14 protein-coding genes are annotated in these 14,732 nt (G+C 65.7%); 7 read left to right on the forward strand and 7 right to left on the reverse strand.

Annotation, left to right across the window (positions count from 1 at the left end):
* Window positions 1-224: 224 nt before the first annotated feature.
* Window positions 225-5,096 (forward strand): NAD-glutamate dehydrogenase, encoded by a 4,872-nt coding sequence (locus PVZ80_RS14695; protein WP_273864105.1) that lies wholly within the window; start codon window positions 225-227, stop codon window positions 5,094-5,096.
* A 296-nt stretch (window positions 5,097-5,392) separates the two neighbouring features.
* Here the strand turns inward: PVZ80_RS14695 and PVZ80_RS14700 are convergent, their stop codons facing one another.
* The 3 genes from PVZ80_RS14700 to pdxR all read right to left on the reverse strand — a co-directional run bounded on the left by PVZ80_RS14700 (window position 5,393) and on the right by pdxR (window position 7,809).
* On the reverse strand, window positions 5,393-5,815 hold the full coding sequence (locus PVZ80_RS14700) for a cupin domain-containing protein (protein ID WP_273864106.1): 423 nt from the start codon (window positions 5,813-5,815) through the stop codon (window positions 5,393-5,395).
* Between the two features lie 97 nt (window positions 5,816-5,912).
* Entirely contained in the window at window positions 5,913-6,194 is a 282-nt protein-coding gene (locus PVZ80_RS14705; protein ID WP_124299285.1) for a putative quinol monooxygenase, read from the reverse strand.
* A gap of 181 nt (window positions 6,195-6,375) precedes the next feature.
* The gene (gene pdxR, locus PVZ80_RS14710; protein ID WP_273864107.1) at window positions 6,376-7,809 is read right to left on the reverse strand and encodes a MocR-like pyridoxine biosynthesis transcription factor PdxR; all 1,434 of its coding nucleotides are present in this window, start codon (window positions 7,807-7,809) and stop codon (window positions 6,376-6,378) included.
* Window positions 7,810-8,138: 329 nt separating this feature from the next.
* Between pdxR and PVZ80_RS14715 the strand changes: the two genes are divergently transcribed.
* On the forward strand, window positions 8,139-8,579 hold the full coding sequence (locus tag PVZ80_RS14715) for a carboxymuconolactone decarboxylase family protein (RefSeq protein WP_273864108.1): 441 nt from the start codon (window positions 8,139-8,141) through the stop codon (window positions 8,577-8,579).
* A gap of 36 nt (window positions 8,580-8,615) precedes the next feature.
* Window positions 8,616-9,245, forward strand: coding sequence for an FMN-dependent NADH-azoreductase (locus PVZ80_RS14720; RefSeq protein ID WP_273864109.1), 630 nt, complete (start codon window positions 8,616-8,618; stop codon window positions 9,243-9,245).
* A gap of 119 nt (window positions 9,246-9,364) precedes the next feature.
* Here PVZ80_RS14720 and PVZ80_RS14725 read toward each other — a convergent pair whose 3' ends face one another.
* A complete protein-coding gene (locus PVZ80_RS14725; RefSeq protein ID WP_016704689.1) occupies window positions 9,365-9,712 on the reverse strand; it encodes a hypothetical protein in 348 nt (115 codons plus the stop codon).
* A gap of 281 nt (window positions 9,713-9,993) precedes the next feature.
* Between PVZ80_RS14725 and PVZ80_RS14730 the strand changes: the two genes are divergently transcribed.
* Genes PVZ80_RS14730 through PVZ80_RS14740 form a run of 3 tightly spaced genes read left to right on the forward strand, consistent with a single transcriptional unit; the run spans window position 9,994 to window position 12,140 of the window.
* The gene (locus PVZ80_RS14730) at window positions 9,994-10,608 is read left to right on the forward strand and encodes an STN domain-containing protein (protein WP_009048757.1); all 615 of its coding nucleotides are present in this window, start codon (window positions 9,994-9,996) and stop codon (window positions 10,606-10,608) included.
* The gene (locus tag PVZ80_RS14735) at window positions 10,605-11,150 is read left to right on the forward strand and encodes an RNA polymerase sigma factor (protein ID WP_009048758.1); all 546 of its coding nucleotides are present in this window, start codon (window positions 10,605-10,607) and stop codon (window positions 11,148-11,150) included. The genes PVZ80_RS14730 and PVZ80_RS14735 overlap by 4 nt, the downstream gene beginning before the upstream one ends.
* A 39-nt stretch (window positions 11,151-11,189) precedes the next feature.
* Window positions 11,190-12,140: a FecR family protein gene (locus tag PVZ80_RS14740; protein ID WP_038632115.1), complete on the forward strand. Its 951-nt coding sequence runs from the start codon at window positions 11,190-11,192 to the stop codon at window positions 12,138-12,140.
* 317 nt (window positions 12,141-12,457) lie between these two features.
* On the opposite strand, the gene PVZ80_RS14745 is transcribed toward PVZ80_RS14740, so the two are convergent.
* Window positions 12,458-13,081: a PulJ/GspJ family protein gene (locus PVZ80_RS14745; protein WP_009048760.1), complete on the reverse strand. Its 624-nt coding sequence runs from the start codon at window positions 13,079-13,081 to the stop codon at window positions 12,458-12,460.
* Window positions 13,078-13,539 carry a type II secretion system minor pseudopilin GspH gene (gspH, locus tag PVZ80_RS14750; protein WP_009048761.1) on the reverse strand — a complete coding sequence of 154 codons (462 nt, stop codon included), beginning with the start codon at window positions 13,537-13,539 and terminating at the stop codon, window positions 13,078-13,080. The genes PVZ80_RS14745 and gspH overlap by 4 nt, the downstream gene beginning before the upstream one ends.
* A gap of 108 nt (window positions 13,540-13,647) precedes the next feature.
* Here gspH and PVZ80_RS14755 point away from each other — a divergent pair, with 108 nt between their 5' ends.
* The gene (locus PVZ80_RS14755; RefSeq protein ID WP_009048762.1) at window positions 13,648-14,079 is read left to right on the forward strand and encodes a type II secretion system protein N; all 432 of its coding nucleotides are present in this window, start codon (window positions 13,648-13,650) and stop codon (window positions 14,077-14,079) included.
* Between the two features lie 177 nt (window positions 14,080-14,256).
* Here the strand turns inward: PVZ80_RS14755 and gspI are convergent, their stop codons facing one another.
* Window positions 14,257-14,685 carry a type II secretion system minor pseudopilin GspI gene (gene gspI / locus PVZ80_RS14760; RefSeq protein ID WP_037005849.1) on the reverse strand — a complete coding sequence of 143 codons (429 nt, stop codon included), beginning with the start codon at window positions 14,683-14,685 and terminating at the stop codon, window positions 14,257-14,259.
* Window positions 14,686-14,732: the final 47 nt, after the last annotated feature.

The following is a 14,732-nucleotide window of genomic DNA, read 5'->3' on the forward strand; positions in this document are numbered from 1 at the left end:
GCAACGGATGAGCACCTGTAAAGGCATTGCCCGGCGCACCTGGGCAGTCGTTTTTGCAGATGCCCCTCCGGGAACGGTGAATGTGACCTGAGCGTCTCGTACAGCTTCACCACCCTGTCATCCTGCAACCTCTGCCCGAGATCCAGGAGCAGGATGACCGACACCCCCAAAGGGGATTGCATGCGACGCTTTCATCAATAACAAGCCCAAGCGGAGTACCACAGATGGCGTTCTTCACCGCAGCCAGCAAGGCCGACTTCCAGCACCAACTGCAAGCGGCACTGGCGCAGCACATCAGTGAACAGGCACTGCCACAAGTGGCGCTGTTCGCTGAACAATTCTTCGGCATCATTTCTCTGGACGAACTCACCCAGCGTCGGCTGTCCGACCTGGCGGGCTGCACCCTTTCTGCCTGGCGCCTGCTTGAGCGCTTCGACCACGCGCAACCGCAAGTGCGCGTCTACAACCCCGATTACGAACGTCATGGCTGGCAGTCGACCCACACCGCGGTCGAGGTGCTGCACCATGACCTGCCGTTCCTGGTGGACTCGGTCCGCACCGAGCTGAACCGTCGCGGCTACAGCATCCACACCCTGCAGACCACCGTGCTGAGCGTGCGTCGCGGGAGCAAGAACGAGCTGCTGGAAATCCTGCCCAAAGGCACCCAGGGCGAAGGCATCCTGCAAGAATCGCTGATGTACCTGGAGATCGACCGCTGCGCCAACACCGCCGAGCTCAATGTGCTGAGCAAGGAACTGGAGCAGGTGCTCGGCGAAGTCCGCGTCGCTGTCGCCGATTTCGAGCCGATGAAAGCCAAGGTCCAGGAACTGATCGATGGCATCGGCAACAGCCAGTTCGAGATCGACGCCGATGAGAAGGGCGAGATCAAGAGCTTCCTGGAATGGCTGGTGGGCAACCACTTCACCTTCCTCGGCTACGAAGAGTTCGTGGTGCGCGAAGACCAGCACGGCGGCCATATCGAGTACGACCAGGACTCCTTCCTCGGCCTGACCAAGCTGCTGCGCGCCGGCCTCACCGTCGACGACCTGCGCATCGAAGACTACGCCGTGAACTACCTGCGCGAACCGACGCCGCTGTCGTTCGCCAAGGCCGCGCACCCAAGCCGCGTGCACCGTCCGGCCTACCCGGACTACGTGTCGATCCGCCAGATTGATGCCGACGGCAATGTGATCAAGGAATGCCGCTTCATGGGCCTGTACACCTCGTCGGTGTACGGCGAAAGCGTGCGGGTGATTCCTTATATCCGCCGCAAGGTGGAAATCATCGAACAGCGTTCCGGCTTCCAGGCCAAGGCGCACCTGGGCAAGGAACTGGCCCAGGTCCTCGAAGTGCTGCCCCGCGACGACCTGTTCCAGACCCCGGTCGACGAGCTGTTCAACACCGTGATGTCGATCGTGCAGATCCAGGAACGCAACAAGATCCGCGTGTTCCTGCGCAAGGACCCGTACGGTCGTTTCTGCTACTGCCTGGCCTATGTGCCGCGCGACATCTATTCCACCGAAGTGCGGCAGAAGATCCAGCAGGTGCTGATGGATCGCCTGAAGGCCACCGACTGCGAGTTCTGGACCTTCTTCTCCGAGTCCGTGCTGGCGCGCGTGCAACTGATCCTGCGGGTCGACCCGAAGAACCGCATCGACATCGACCCGCTGCTGCTGGAAAAAGAAGTGGTGCAGGCCTGCCGCAGCTGGCAGGACGATTACGCTGCCCTGACCGTCGAAAGCTTCGGCGAAGCCCACGGCACCAACGTCCTGGCCGACTTCCCGAAGGGTTTCCCGGCCGGCTACCGCGAGCGCTTCGCCGCGCATTCGGCGGTGGTCGACATGCAGCACCTGTTGAGCCTGTCCGAGGCCAACCCGCTGGTGATGAGCTTCTACCAGCCGCTGACCCAGTCCACCAGCCAGCCGCTGCTGCACTGCAAGCTGTACCACGCCGACACCCCTCTGGCGCTGTCCGACGTGCTGCCGATCCTGGAAAACCTCGGCCTGCGCGTGCTCGGCGAGTTCCCGTATCGCCTGCGTCACGCCAGCGGCCGTGAGTTCTGGATCCACGACTTCGCCTTCACCGCGGCCGAAGGCCTGAACCTGGATATCCAGCAGCTCAACGACACGCTGCAGGACGCCTTCGTCCACATCGTCCGTGGCGATGCCGAGAACGATGCGTTCAACCGTCTGGTGCTGACCGCCGGCCTGCCATGGCGCGACGTCGCGCTGCTGCGTGCCTACGCCCGTTACCTGAAGCAGATCCGCCTGGGCTTCGACCTGGGTTACATCGCCAGCACCCTGAACAACCACACCGATATCGCCCGCGAGCTGACCCGGTTGTTCAAGACCCGCTTCTACCTGGCGCGCAAGCTCACCGGTGATGACCTGGAAGACAAGCAGCAACGCCTGGAGCACGCGATCCTCACCGCCCTGGACGATGTCCAGGTGCTCAACGAAGACCGCATCCTGCGTCGCTACCTGGACCTGATCAAGGCCACCCTGCGGACCAACTTCTACCAGACCGACGCCAACGGCCATAACAAGTCGTACTTCAGCTTCAAGTTCAACCCGCACCTGATTCCCGAGCTGCCCAAGCCGGTGCCGAAGTTCGAGATCTTCGTCTACTCGCCGCGCGTCGAAGGCGTGCACCTGCGTTTCGGCAACGTCGCTCGCGGCGGCCTGCGCTGGTCCGACCGTGAAGAAGACTTCCGTACCGAAGTCCTGGGCCTGGTAAAAGCCCAGCAAGTGAAGAACTCGGTGATCGTGCCGGTGGGCGCCAAGGGCGGCTTCCTGCCGCGTCGCCTGCCGCTGGGCGGCAGCCGGGACGAGATCGCGGCCGAGGGCATCGCCTGCTACCGCATCTTCATCTCCGGCCTGCTGGACATCACCGACAACCTCAAGGACGGCGCCCTGGTGCCACCGGCCAACGTGGTGCGTCACGACGACGATGACCCGTACCTGGTGGTGGCGGCGGACAAGGGCACCGCGACCTTCTCCGACATCGCCAACGGCATCGCCATCGACTACGGCTTCTGGCTGGGTGATGCGTTCGCTTCCGGCGGTTCCGCCGGCTACGACCACAAGAAGATGGGTATCACCGCCAAGGGCGCGTGGGTCGGCGTGCAGCGCCACTTCCGCGAGCGCGGCATCAATGTCCAGCAAGACAGCATCACCGTGGTGGGCGTCGGCGACATGGCCGGCGACGTGTTCGGCAACGGCTTGCTGATGTCCGACAAGCTGCAACTGGTCGCGGCCTTCAACCACCTGCACATCTTCATCGACCCGAACCCGGATCCGGCCACCAGCTTCGCTGAACGCCAGCGCCTGTTCGACCTGCCGCGCTCGGCCTGGAGCGACTACGACACCAGCATCATGTCCGAAGGCGGCGGCATCTTCTCGCGCAGCGCGAAGAGCATCGCCATCTCGCCGCAGATGAAAGAACGCTTCGACATCCAGGCCGACAAGCTGACCCCGACCGAGCTGCTCAACGCCTTGCTCAAGGCGCCGGTGGACCTGTTGTGGAACGGCGGTATCGGTACTTATGTGAAAGCCAGCAGCGAAAGCCACGCCGATGTCGGCGACAAGGCCAACGATGCACTGCGGGTCAACGGCAACGAGCTGCGCTGCAAGGTGGTGGGCGAGGGCGGCAACCTCGGCATGACCCAGCTGGGTCGTGTGGAGTTCGGCCTCAATGGCGGCGGTTCCAACACCGACTTCATCGACAACGCCGGTGGCGTGGACTGCTCCGACCACGAAGTGAACATCAAGATCCTGCTCAACGAAGTGGTGCATGCCGGCGACATGACCGACAAGCAACGCAACCAGTTGCTGGCGAGCATGACCGACGAAGTCGGCGGCCTGGTGTTGGGCAACAACTACAAGCAGACCCAGGCCCTGTCCCTGGCGGCCCGTCGCGCCTTTGCGCGGATCGCCGAGTACAAGCGCCTGATGAGCGACCTGGAAGGCCGTGGCAAGCTGGATCGCGCCATCGAGTTCCTGCCGTCGGAAGATCAGCTCAACGAACGCGTCGCCGCCGGCCACGGGCTGACCCGTCCGGAACTGTCGGTGCTGATCTCCTACAGCAAGATCGACCTCAAGGAGCAGTTGCTCAATTCCCTGGTACCGGACGACGACTACCTGACCCGCGACATGGAAACCGCGTTCCCGCCGACCCTGGTCAGCAAGTTCGCCGAAGCCATGCGCCGTCACCGCCTCAAGCGCGAGATCGTCAGCACCCAGATCGCCAACGACCTGGTCAACCACATGGGCATCACCTTCGTGCAGCGCCTGAAGGAGTCCACTGGCATGAGCCCGGCCAACGTGGCGGGCGCCTATGTGATCGTGCGTGACATCTTCCATCTCCCGCACTGGTTCCGCCAGATCGAAGCCCTGGACCACCAGGTCTCGGCCCAGGTGCAGCTGGAGCTGATGGACGAGCTGATGCGCCTTGGCCGTCGCGCCACCCGCTGGTTCCTGCGCAGCCGCCGCAACGAGCAGGATGCCGCGCGTGACGTCGCGCACTTCGGTCCGCACCTGGCAGCGTTGGGCCTCAAGCTCGACGAACTGCTGGAAGGCCCGACCCGCGAAGGCTGGCAGACCCGCTACACCGCTTACGTCGAAGCCGGCGTGCCCGAGCTGTTGGCGCGCATGGTGGCAGGTACCACCCACCTGTACACCCTGTTGCCGATCATCGAGGCCGCGGATGTCACCGGGCACGACGCCGCCGATGTGGCCAAGGCCTACTTCGCCGTGGGCAGCGCCCTGGACCTGCCGTGGTACCTGCAGCAGATCAGCGATCTGCCGGTGGCCAACAACTGGCAGGCCCAGGCACGCGAAGCCTTCCGCGACGACGTGGACTGGCAGCAGCGGGCGATCACCATCTCGGTCCTGCAAATGGCCGACGCGCCAGAAGACATGGAAGCCCGCGTGGCCCTGTGGCTGGAGCAGAACCAGAGCATGGTCGAGCGCTGGCGCGCGATGCTGGTGGAAATCCGTGCCGCCAGCGGCACCGACTACGCCATGTACGCAGTGGCCAACCGCGAATTGCTGGACCTGGCCATGAGCGGTCAATCGGGCCTTGTAGCGGCGGCCTGATCGAGTGCTAAATGAAAAAGCCCCGTATCGCGAGATACGGGGCTTTTTTTATGGTCTCGCGAAATGTTGTAGCCGCTGCCGCAGGCTAGGATCGAGCGGAGCGCTCGCAAGGGGCTCAAGGTCCTGCAGCAGCGGCTACAAAAAAACGCGGCTTCTGTAGGAGCGAAGCTTGCTCGCGATCCGCGCAGCGGCCAGACGCCTTTTTATCGGCTTGGCCTTGTGCTGTTTGTACTGACGTCATCGCGGGCAAGCCTCGCTCCTACAGAAAAAATGTACTCCGCGCAGCGGCCAGGCGCTTACTGCTGCAACGGCGTCAGCACCTCATCCTTGGTGTCCTTGAGCACGAACACCAGCAGCCTGGCTGGTTTGCTGGTGCTGGCGTTGGCCGACACCGGGTGCTGCGAGCCGGCCGGTTCGTACCAGGATTCGCCCGCCTTGTAGGTGATGGCCGGCTCGTCGTTGACCCGCGAGGTGATCTCGCCTTCGAGCACATAGGCCAGGGCCGCGCCCTTGTGCATGTGCGGCACCGTGGCCTGGCCCGGCGCGTAGTCGACGGTGAGCATCAGCGCGGTCTTGCCCGGCAGGTTGCTCAGGGCATGTTCCTGGAGGATCTTGAGTTTCTCCTGGCCGTACTCCGGGTCATGGGCGGCGGCGCCCAGGGAGGTGAGCAGGGTCAGGCCGGCGAGGGCGCAGGTCAGGGCAGCGAGGGGCTTCTTCATGGTCGGTTTCTCCGGTGCGAAAGGGGCCGGCCCAAGGTAAGCCCGCTGGCGCGACCGGCCTATAACCAATCCCGGCAAAGAAGCGCAGACCAATGCCTCAGTGTTCGAAGTCGAGGGTGCAGGCCAGGCGGCTGGCCAGCAGGTCGATGAAGCCCTGGGCCGCCGGCAGATGGAAATGCGCCTGCATTTCGGCCGCCGAGCGCCACTGGCCGCGCACGGTCCAATGCCGGGGATCTTCGACGCTGCGGCGAGCGGTGTACTCCAGGCAACCCGGGGCCTCGCGCAGGGCGGCGAGGAGTGTTGTCAAATGCTGGTCAAGTTCATCCGAACGGCCTTGGGCGGCTCGGATCTGCACGATATTGATGGCTGGACTGGACATCTCGAACCCTCCACGACCTGTAGCCGCTGCCGCAGGCTGCGATCGGCTTGGGCGGCACTGCGACGTAGCAGGTGCAGGGTCTCAAGATCGCAGTTGCGGTCACGGCGTTTGCTGGAGGCTCAGAATAAGGCCAGGAGATTGCAACGAAAATAACCAATCCCCGGGAAAAGCCCGGGGCCAATCAGGCGATCTGTTGCAGGATGTCACGGACCTTGTCCAGGGCCGGGTCGATGTCCAGGGTCTCGATGGCGCCAAAGCCGATGAACAGCCCGTCCCTGGCCGGCTCCTGATCATAGAAGCCGTGCAGCGGGTAGAGCCCGACCTCGACCTTCTTCGCCAGCTCCAGCAGCAGCGGGATGTTCACCGGCACCTTGCACAGTGCCGCCATGTGGAAGCCGGCGGTGGACGGCACCGCTTGCAGCCAGGGCGAGAGGTCGCCGTTCAGGCGCCGCAGGATGCGCTCGCGGCGCCCGGCGTACACGGTGTGGCAGCGGCGGATGTGCTTGAGCAGGTAACCCTCGGCGATGAACTTGGCCAGCGCCCATTGCGGCAGGGTCGAGGTGTGGCAGTCGGTGAGGCGCTTGGCCTTGATCACCGCGCCGAGAATCGCCGGCGGCAGTACCGCATAGCCCAGGCGCAGCTGCGGCAGCATGGTCTTGGAGAAGGTCCCGACATAGGCCACCACGCCACGTTTATCCAGGCTTTGCAGGGAGTCGGTGGGCCGCCCCTCGTAGCGGAACTCGCTGTCGTAATCGTCCTCGATGACGATCGCCCCCAGCTGCCGCGCCCGCTCCAGCAGGGCCTCGCGGCGGGCCTGGCTCATGGGCATGCCCAGCGGGAACTGGTGGGACGGGGTGACGTAGATCAGCCGCACGCCGTCGGGAATCCGCTCGACCTGGATGCCTTCATCATCCACCGGCACGCCGATCACCGTCGCGCCCTGGGCGCTGAACAGCAGGCGCGCCGGGGTGTAGCCGGGGTCTTCCATGGCCACCAGGCTGCCGGGTTCCAGCACCACCCGGGCGATCAGGTCCAGGGCCTGTTGCGCACCGTTGCAGACCACGATGTCGGCGTCGCTGCAGACCACGCCGCGGGAGAACGACACATGTCCGGCAATCGCGCTGCGCAGCGCCGGCAGACCTTCCGGCTGGCTGTAGAAGCCGCCGCTCTGGGCGATCCGCCGCAAAGCGTCCTGGGTGCAGCGCCGCCATTCTTCCTGGGGGAACTGATTGCGGCTGATGGCGCCGCCGATGAACTCGTAGCGCGAGGTGCCTTCCAGGGTCGGGTGGCGCAGGGGCGAGGGCAGCTCGCGCCATTTTTCCAGGCTCTGCGCGCAGGCCAGGTCGGCGGCGCTCTGCTTGGCTTCGACCTTCACCGGGCGGGCATTGACGAAGGTGCCGCGGCCGATCCTGCCGATCAGGAAGTTCTCGTAGGTCAGCAGGCTGTAGGTGTCCGACACCGTCTTGCGCGAGATCCCCAGTTGCTCGGCCAGCAGGCGGCTCGGCGGTAACTGGGCGCCCGCCGCCAGCCGTCCGGATTCGATGGCGGCGCGCAGTTGCCGATACAGCTGGTCGGCCAGGTCCTTGCGCCCGTTGATGACGACATGCAGTTCCATCGATGAGATTCCAAAACGATCAGTGCCCGCCAGATTACCCGCCCGGCCGGGTTTGGTGTAGCGGGCCTGGTATCGGGATTGGCCTGAGATCCTGGCGCGTACTGCGTACGCGATCGCAGCCTTCGGCAGCGGCTACAGGATGCGACGCTGCCTTCGGACCGGGCGGTGTAGCCGCTGCCGCAGGCTGCGATAAGCCCGCAGGGCTTCGGCGGGATCAAGTCCGACACAGGTCCGGTGGACTGCCGATAAACCCGCGGATTGGCTATAGGGACAGCCCAGCACGGCCCTTAGGCTAGGAAGAACACAAACGCACGCTTACGGTGACCCCGATGGAACCCCGCCTGGACTACTACAGCGCCTCGCCGGAAGCCCTCAAGGGCCTGTTGATGCTCGAGGCAGAAACCTTCGGCCTGTCCATCGAGAAGCCGCTGCTGGAGCTGATCAAGATCCGCGTCTCGCAACTCAACCACTGCGCGTTCTGCACCGACATGCACGCGGTGCAGGCGCGCCAGAACGGCGAGAGCGAGCGGCGCCTGTACGCCCTGAGCGTATGGCGCGACTCGGGGTTGTTCAGCCCGCGGGAGCGCTCGGCCCTGGCCTGGAGCGAGTCGGTGACCCTGTTGGCCGACGCCGCGGTGCCGGATGAGTTGTTCCAGGCGGTGCGTGGCCAGTTCAGCGAGCGCGAGCTGGTCGACCTGACCGTCGCGGTGGCCGCCATCAACTGCTGGAACCGCCTCGCCGTGGCGTTCCGCCAACAGCCCAGCTTTTAGCCCAGATCTCTTTCCATCCCAGCAAGGTAATGCTCAATGAAACTGCTGCACGTCGATGCCAGCTCCAAAGGCGAACGCTCCAACTCCCGGGCCCTGGGCCGCTACTTCATCGAGCGGCTGCAAGGCCAGGGCGTCGACCTTAAGATCGACTACCTGGACCTGACGGTGGATACGCCGCCCCACGTCAGCGAGGCCTTCGCCATCGCCACTTACACCGCTGCCGAGGCCCGCACGCCGCAGATGCGCCAGACCCTGGCGGCCTCGGATGCCTTGTGCCAGCGGGTGATGGACGCCGATGCCTGCCTGTTCGCCATGCCGATGTACAACTGGTCGATGCCTTCGACCTTCAAGGCTTTTATCGACAGCATCACCCGCACCGAGCTGACCTACCTCAATACCCCGGACGGCATCGTCGGCCAGCTGACCCGGCAGAAGGTGCTGTTCCTCACCAGCCGTGGCGCCGACCTGCGCCCGGGCAATCCCATGGCCTGGATGGACGCGTTGACCCCGGCGCTGAAGGCCGCCTTTGCCTTTATCGGTGTGCAGAACCCGCTGTTCGTCGATGCCCAGCCGCTGCAATTCGCCAACCCCGAAGCCCGCGAGCAAGCCCTCGAACGGGCAAGAGCGGAGCTGGAGATGGTGGCGCGGCAGTGGGCGGGGGTGTAACCGCAGCAACGACGGCTGCGCCGTCTATCGCGAGCAAGCTTCGCTCCTACAGAGGCTGATGGTGCCCCCGTAGGAGCGAGGCTTGCCCGCGATAGGGCCCGAACAGACAACACGCAACCTCAAGGCCGCTGCGGCTTCACCGAGGTGCCGAAGGTATTGCCCATCCGCGTGCTGGTGGCGGCCGGGGTGGACAGGCCCATCTGGTTTGGCGGGCGCTTGTGGATCGGCACCTGCATGGCTTCCTGGTTCTTCTGCTCGGCCCTGGCGCCGTCGGGGTTGTTGCCCATCTGCTTGCTCAGGCAGCCGTAGTCCGGGGCCTTGTAGCCACCCACGCTGACGTCGATGCAACCCTCTGTGGGTGCTTTGCCAGGAGCCGTGGCGGGCGCCTCGACCGGCGTGGCGGCGTGGCCGGCCAGCGGCAGGGCGCCGAGCATCAGGCTGGCGACAAGGGTGCAGAGCTGTTTCATCGGGAGCCTCCTGGCGGGCCCGGGAGGGGCCGTTGCGGTCCTTGAGTGTAGAGCAAGGCGGGTGGCGAAAAAGTGATGGTTTTTTTGCGGGCGCCGTAACACCAGATTCATAAACTGGCCTCAGGATGACGGTTTTCAGGGACAGGTCAGCCGTGCAGCGACGCCGAGCAAAGGTCGGGTATCGGTCTTTCTTTCACGCGGGGTTCGCGCGCAGGGGGCTTGCGCTGCTGTTGGCGCTGGCTGCCTGCGGCGGGTTGTGGGCGGCGCCATCTGCGCCGCCGATGGTGGATTCGCACCGGCTGCTGGACCTGAACATCGCCGCGCAAGACCTGGCCGAAGCGCTGGAACTGTTCAGCCGCTCGACCGGGATGGCGGTGCTGGTGGATCGCGAGCTGACCCGAGGGCGCCGCTCGGTACGGGTCCAGGGGCGCTACAGCGCCCGGGATGCCCTGAGTCGCCTGCTGACAGGAAGTGGTTTGATGGCCCGTTACGCCCGTTCCGATGCCTTTACCCTGCAAGTCGCCCAGCTCAGCGATGCGCCTGCCCCCAAGGGCGCGGGCGGCAACGCCGGGACCTGGGCCAGCGACAGTTTCGCCAGTGCCCTGCAACGCGCGGTGGAGGCCGGCCTGTGCCGTTCGGAACTGACCCGGCCGGGTCGCTATCGCGCGGTGCTGCAACTGTGGATCGACCGCAGCGGGCATATCGAGCACAGCCGCCTGGTCACCACCACCGGCGATCTGCGGCGCGACGAGGCGCTGGTGCAGAGCCTGAGCGAAACCTGGGTCGAACGGCCCGCACCGAGTTCGCTGCGCCAGCCGGTGACCTTGCTCCTGATACCCGACAGCGCAGGAAAACGCATGGATTGCAGACAACGCCAAGGAGCCTCCGGGGGATGAAGAATACCGGGCACAGTGCGATGGTCAGGCTGTTCCTGACCTCCTACGACGACTTCAAGGTGCGTCTGCGCCGGCGCCTGGGCTCGGAAGACCTGGCCAACGATGTGCTGCACGAAACCTACCTGCGGGTCGACCGCATGGAAGAGCCGCCGAACCTGGCCCAGCCCAATGCCTACCTCTATCGCATGGCCCTGAACATCGCCGCCGACCGCCGCCAGGCCGATGCCCGGCTGCTCACCGGCAGCGAGGTCGAGGAGCTGCTGCAGATCAGCGACGAGGCCCTGGACCCGTCGCGGGTGGTGGGTGGGCAGAAGGAAATCCAGTCGCTGCTCAAGGCGCTCTACGAACTGCCGGCGCGCCGGCGCAAGATCTTTATCGCCGCGCGCCTGGAAGAGGCGCCGCACCTGGAAATCTCCCAGCGCTTCGGCATTTCGACACGGATGGTCGAGAAGGAAATCAAGGCGGCCCTGGGCCATTGCGCCTCGCGCCTTGAAAGAAAAGTGATTCAGCGGTTCGGTCCCGGCGCCGGAAAACCGTCCTAGTCACTAAAGGTCCCGATTAATCCGTGAGTACCCGCACGCTTGAACATCTTTAGCATCTCCACTTCTCGGGCGACACCGGACCACCGGCTGCGCAACGAGGCCCAGGACTGGTTGCTCCTGCTGACCTCGGGGCGGGCCACCGCCGCCGATGCCCGGGCCTTGCAGCAGTGGTGCGCGCAGAGCCCGCAGCATGCCGAGGCCTTCGAGCAGGCCAAGTTGCTGTGGCACAGCCTCAAGCCGGCCGCCGAACAATGCCAGCAGCAGACCCAGCCGCGGCGCTTCGGGCGCCGGGCCTTTCTCGGCGGGGCGCTGGCGGCCTCGGTGGCGCTGGTGGCGGTGCGGGTCTCGGTGCCCGGCGGTTTTGCCGGCCTGAGCGCCGACTACCGCACCGAAGTCGGCGAGCAGCGCCGGGTCGAGCTGGAAGACGGGCTGAGCCTGGAGCTCAACACCCAGACCCGCATCAGCCGACGCGAACTGGCGCAAGGCGGGCAGGGCATCGAACTGCTCGAAGGCGAGGTCGAGGTGTCGAGCCAGGGCGCGCTGCCGGTGCGGGTCCAGGCCGGCAACGGCTGGCTGAGCGCTTCCCAGGCGCGTTTCAACGTGCGCAATATCAATCACAGTGTCTGCGTGACCTGCATCGATGGCGCGCTGCAGGTCGAGGTCGCGGGCCGGTTGATCCGTCTGGACAGCGGCCGCCAGCTGACCTACGACAGCCGCCAGGTCGGCGAGCCGACGGCCGTGGACCCGACGGCGGTGATCGCCTGGCGCGAGCAGGTGCTGGTGTTCGACAACGCCACCCTCAACACCGTGATCGACGAGATCAACCGCTACCGCCCGGGCATGCTGGTGCTGCTCAACGCCGAGCTGGGCAAGCGCAAGGTGCAGGCGCGTTTCAACCTCAACCAGCTGGCTGGCGTGGCCCTGCTGATCCGCGACGCCTACGGCGCCAAATGCACTGAGTTGCCGGGTGGCGTGGTGTTGTTGAGCTGAAGCACAAAACCGGTAGGCGCGACGCTGGCTCGCGATAGCGTCCGTTCCGGCCAACCGCGTTGCCTGGATCGCGGGCAAGCCTCGCTCCTACAGAATCGCCTTCGACCTGTAGCCGCTGCATTAACTGCGTTGCCGTTGTAGCCGCTGTAGCCGCTGCGGAGCGTAGCGAGGCTGCGATCGAGGACGAAGTCCTCGCAAAACCTGTGTACGCGGTTTATCGGGAAGAATGGGTTGCCTGGTTTACGGCCGCTGCGCTGCCGATCGCAGCCTCGCTACGCTCCGCAGCGGCTACAACGGCATCCAGCCTGATGCGGCAATCACTCCAACGGCCCCAGCACCTGGCGATAACGTTCTTCGCCTTGGGGTGTTTGCCGCACCAGGCGGATTTCCAGGCCCGGTGGGTTTTCCTTGCGGTTGCCGCTGAGCTGGCGCCAGCCCTTGTCCCGATCCCAGACCCGCAGCTGCAAGTCGCTGACATGCTCCAGCACCGCCACGGCGTTTTTCGGCGCGGGCAGCGGGTAACGGTCGCGGGCCGGCGCCGCTGCGCGGTACAGGGTGTCGCCCTTGAGCCACCAGCGCACCCGTTGCAGGCCCTCGCCGGGCGTCGCCGCAGTGCGGATCACATCCAGGCGGAAGGTGCCGCTGTCGGCGCTGCGCACGGTCAGGGCCGCCGGCACATCGCTGGCTTCGGCATCGCTTCCCGCCGGCACCGGCTCCATCAATTCCACGCTGGCCCGCAGCGCCACGTCCCGTTCCAGCTGGTGCAGGGTGCGCAGCAGCTCCTCGGTCTGCTCGCTGCTGGCCTGCAAATGGCTGTCGGCCCGGCTGACGCTGTCCAGCCCGCGCCAGGCGATCACGCTGACCACCGCCATCAGCAGGATCGCCACCATCACCTCGATCAGGGTAAAGCCGCCTTGCCGCTGGTTGATCCGGGTCCTCATGGCAGCGCCACCACCCGCACCACGCCGGTGGCGGTGCGTTGCACCGTCAGGCTGTGCCGGCCGTCGGACAGTTGCACCTGCAGCGGTGTGTCTATCCATTCGGCGTTGAGCACCAGCCGCGGGCCGGGCTCGATGCGCACTTTGATCGACGAACTTTCCCAGGGCCGCGGGCGCAGCTGCGGGTCGTCCTTGAACTGGTCGAGGCCGCGGCCGTCGTCGCTGGGCCGGCTGAAGGCGAAGCCCTTGGCATCCGCCCGCCAGCTGATGGGGCGGCCATCCACGCGCGCCTCGGCCTGGGCCACCTGGAGCAACTGGGCCAGGCGCTCGGCGTCCTTGCGCAGGCCCTGCAGCGGGTCGGGGCGGATGCTCAGGCTGATGGCGGCGCTGGCGATCCCGATGATCACCAGCACCACCATCAGCTCGATCAGGGTGAAGCCCTGTTGTCGGGATGGGGTCATGGGGCACGCCTCCTGTGCGTCGGTTTTCATCCTGCCCGGTGAATGTGAAATAAAAACGTGACCATTGCGCGCTAGGCTGCGAAGACGGACAAACAGGAGGTCCTTGCCATGGCATTCGTCCATCGATTTTCCCCGCCGCAGCTGGTGCAGTCCGTGGCCCTGCTGGCGATCGTGGCCGGGGTGGCGACCTGGTCGTCGCTGCTGCTGACCCCCGCCGAGTCGCGCACCCCGCAGGCGCCGCCGCAAGCCCTGGCCGCCCAGGCCCAGAGCCCGGCGCAGCAGTGGTTTTCCAACCAGCCGCTGGCGCTGGACATCAAGGTCACCGGGTTGATGGCCAGCCCTCGCGGCGCGGTGGCGATTCTCAGCCTCAACGACGCGCCGCCGCGCAGCTTCCTGGTGGGCGAGCGCCTGGCCCAGGGCGTGCAGCTGGTGGCCATCGAGGGCGACGGGGTGGTGATCGAACGCGGTGGCGAGCGCTCGCGGCTGGATGTCAGCAAGTTGCCGGAGAGCCCGGCGTTGCCGGTGCTGATCCGCCAGTGACGACCCTGTCGAAAAGTGCCTGGTTAAACAGATTCCTGATAGTAGCGGGGCCCTTGTAGGAGCGAGCTTGCTCGCGATGGACGTTAACGATAACGCGTGTGGATTGGATGAACGCGGCGCTCTCAGGTCCATCGCGAGCAATCGAGCGTCGACCGGCTGCTCCTACAGGGTTAATCCTTAACGATTGGGGTTCTTCGGCGCCCGCGCGACCAGGGTGTCCAGGCGCGCCAGGGGCGGGGCCTCGCGGCTGCGGTCGAGGACCAGCACGCTGACCCGGGACAGCCGCGGATCGGGGCTGGGGGCGATGTTCTGCTCGCAGCGCAGCTTGAGCCGGCCCTGGTCGCACTCGATGTTCTTGGTCCCGGGCGGCAGGCGGCCTTCCAGGCGCAGTTCCGCCAGGCGCGACTGGGCCGCCAGCAGGGCGATGGATCTATCCCGCAGCAAACCGTTGCTCTGGGTCATCAACCCGGCCACGCGGATCGCCGCCGACATGGCCACGGCAATGATCGCCAGCGCCACCAGCACCTCGATCAGGGTGAAACCCCGTTGTCGGGTGGCTGGCCGTCTGGCGGGTCGTTGGGGGAGTGGCTGGCGTGGCCGCGGCATGGACGTCTCGTGGCGCAAAGGAAGGCTTGCAGCCTAACCGGCAAATT

The sequence above is a fragment of the Pseudomonas sp. B3G-3 genome, assembly GCF_028640915.1.
Lineage (GTDB): Bacteria > Pseudomonadota > Gammaproteobacteria > Pseudomonadales > Pseudomonadaceae > Aquipseudomonas > Aquipseudomonas chlororaphis_I.

Coding starts and splice junctions, on each gene's coding strand:
- PVZ80_RS14695 (WP_273864105.1), top strand. CDS start 225: ATGGCGTTCTTCACCGCAGCCAGCAAGGCCGACTTCCAGCACCAACTG.
- PVZ80_RS14700 (WP_273864106.1), bottom strand. CDS start 5,815: ATGAAGAAGCCCCTCGCTGCCCTGACCTGCGCCCTCGCCGGCCTGACC.
- PVZ80_RS14705 (WP_124299285.1), bottom strand. CDS start 6,194: ATGTCCAGTCCAGCCATCAATATCGTGCAGATCCGAGCCGCCCAAGGC.
- pdxR (WP_273864107.1), bottom strand. CDS start 7,809: ATGGAACTGCATGTCGTCATCAACGGGCGCAAGGACCTGGCCGACCAG.
- PVZ80_RS14715 (WP_273864108.1), top strand. CDS start 8,139: ATGGAACCCCGCCTGGACTACTACAGCGCCTCGCCGGAAGCCCTCAAG.
- PVZ80_RS14720 (WP_273864109.1), top strand. CDS start 8,616: ATGAAACTGCTGCACGTCGATGCCAGCTCCAAAGGCGAACGCTCCAAC.
- PVZ80_RS14725 (WP_016704689.1), bottom strand. CDS start 9,712: ATGAAACAGCTCTGCACCCTTGTCGCCAGCCTGATGCTCGGCGCCCTG.
- PVZ80_RS14730 (WP_009048757.1), top strand. CDS start 9,994: ATGGTGGATTCGCACCGGCTGCTGGACCTGAACATCGCCGCGCAAGAC.
- PVZ80_RS14735 (WP_009048758.1), top strand. CDS start 10,605: ATGAAGAATACCGGGCACAGTGCGATGGTCAGGCTGTTCCTGACCTCC.
- PVZ80_RS14745 (WP_009048760.1), bottom strand. CDS start 13,081: ATGAGGACCCGGATCAACCAGCGGCAAGGCGGCTTTACCCTGATCGAG.
- gspH (WP_009048761.1), bottom strand. CDS start 13,539: ATGACCCCATCCCGACAACAGGGCTTCACCCTGATCGAGCTGATGGTG.
- PVZ80_RS14755 (WP_009048762.1), top strand. CDS start 13,648: ATGGCATTCGTCCATCGATTTTCCCCGCCGCAGCTGGTGCAGTCCGTG.
- gspI (WP_037005849.1), bottom strand. CDS start 14,685: ATGCCGCGGCCACGCCAGCCACTCCCCCAACGACCCGCCAGACGGCCA.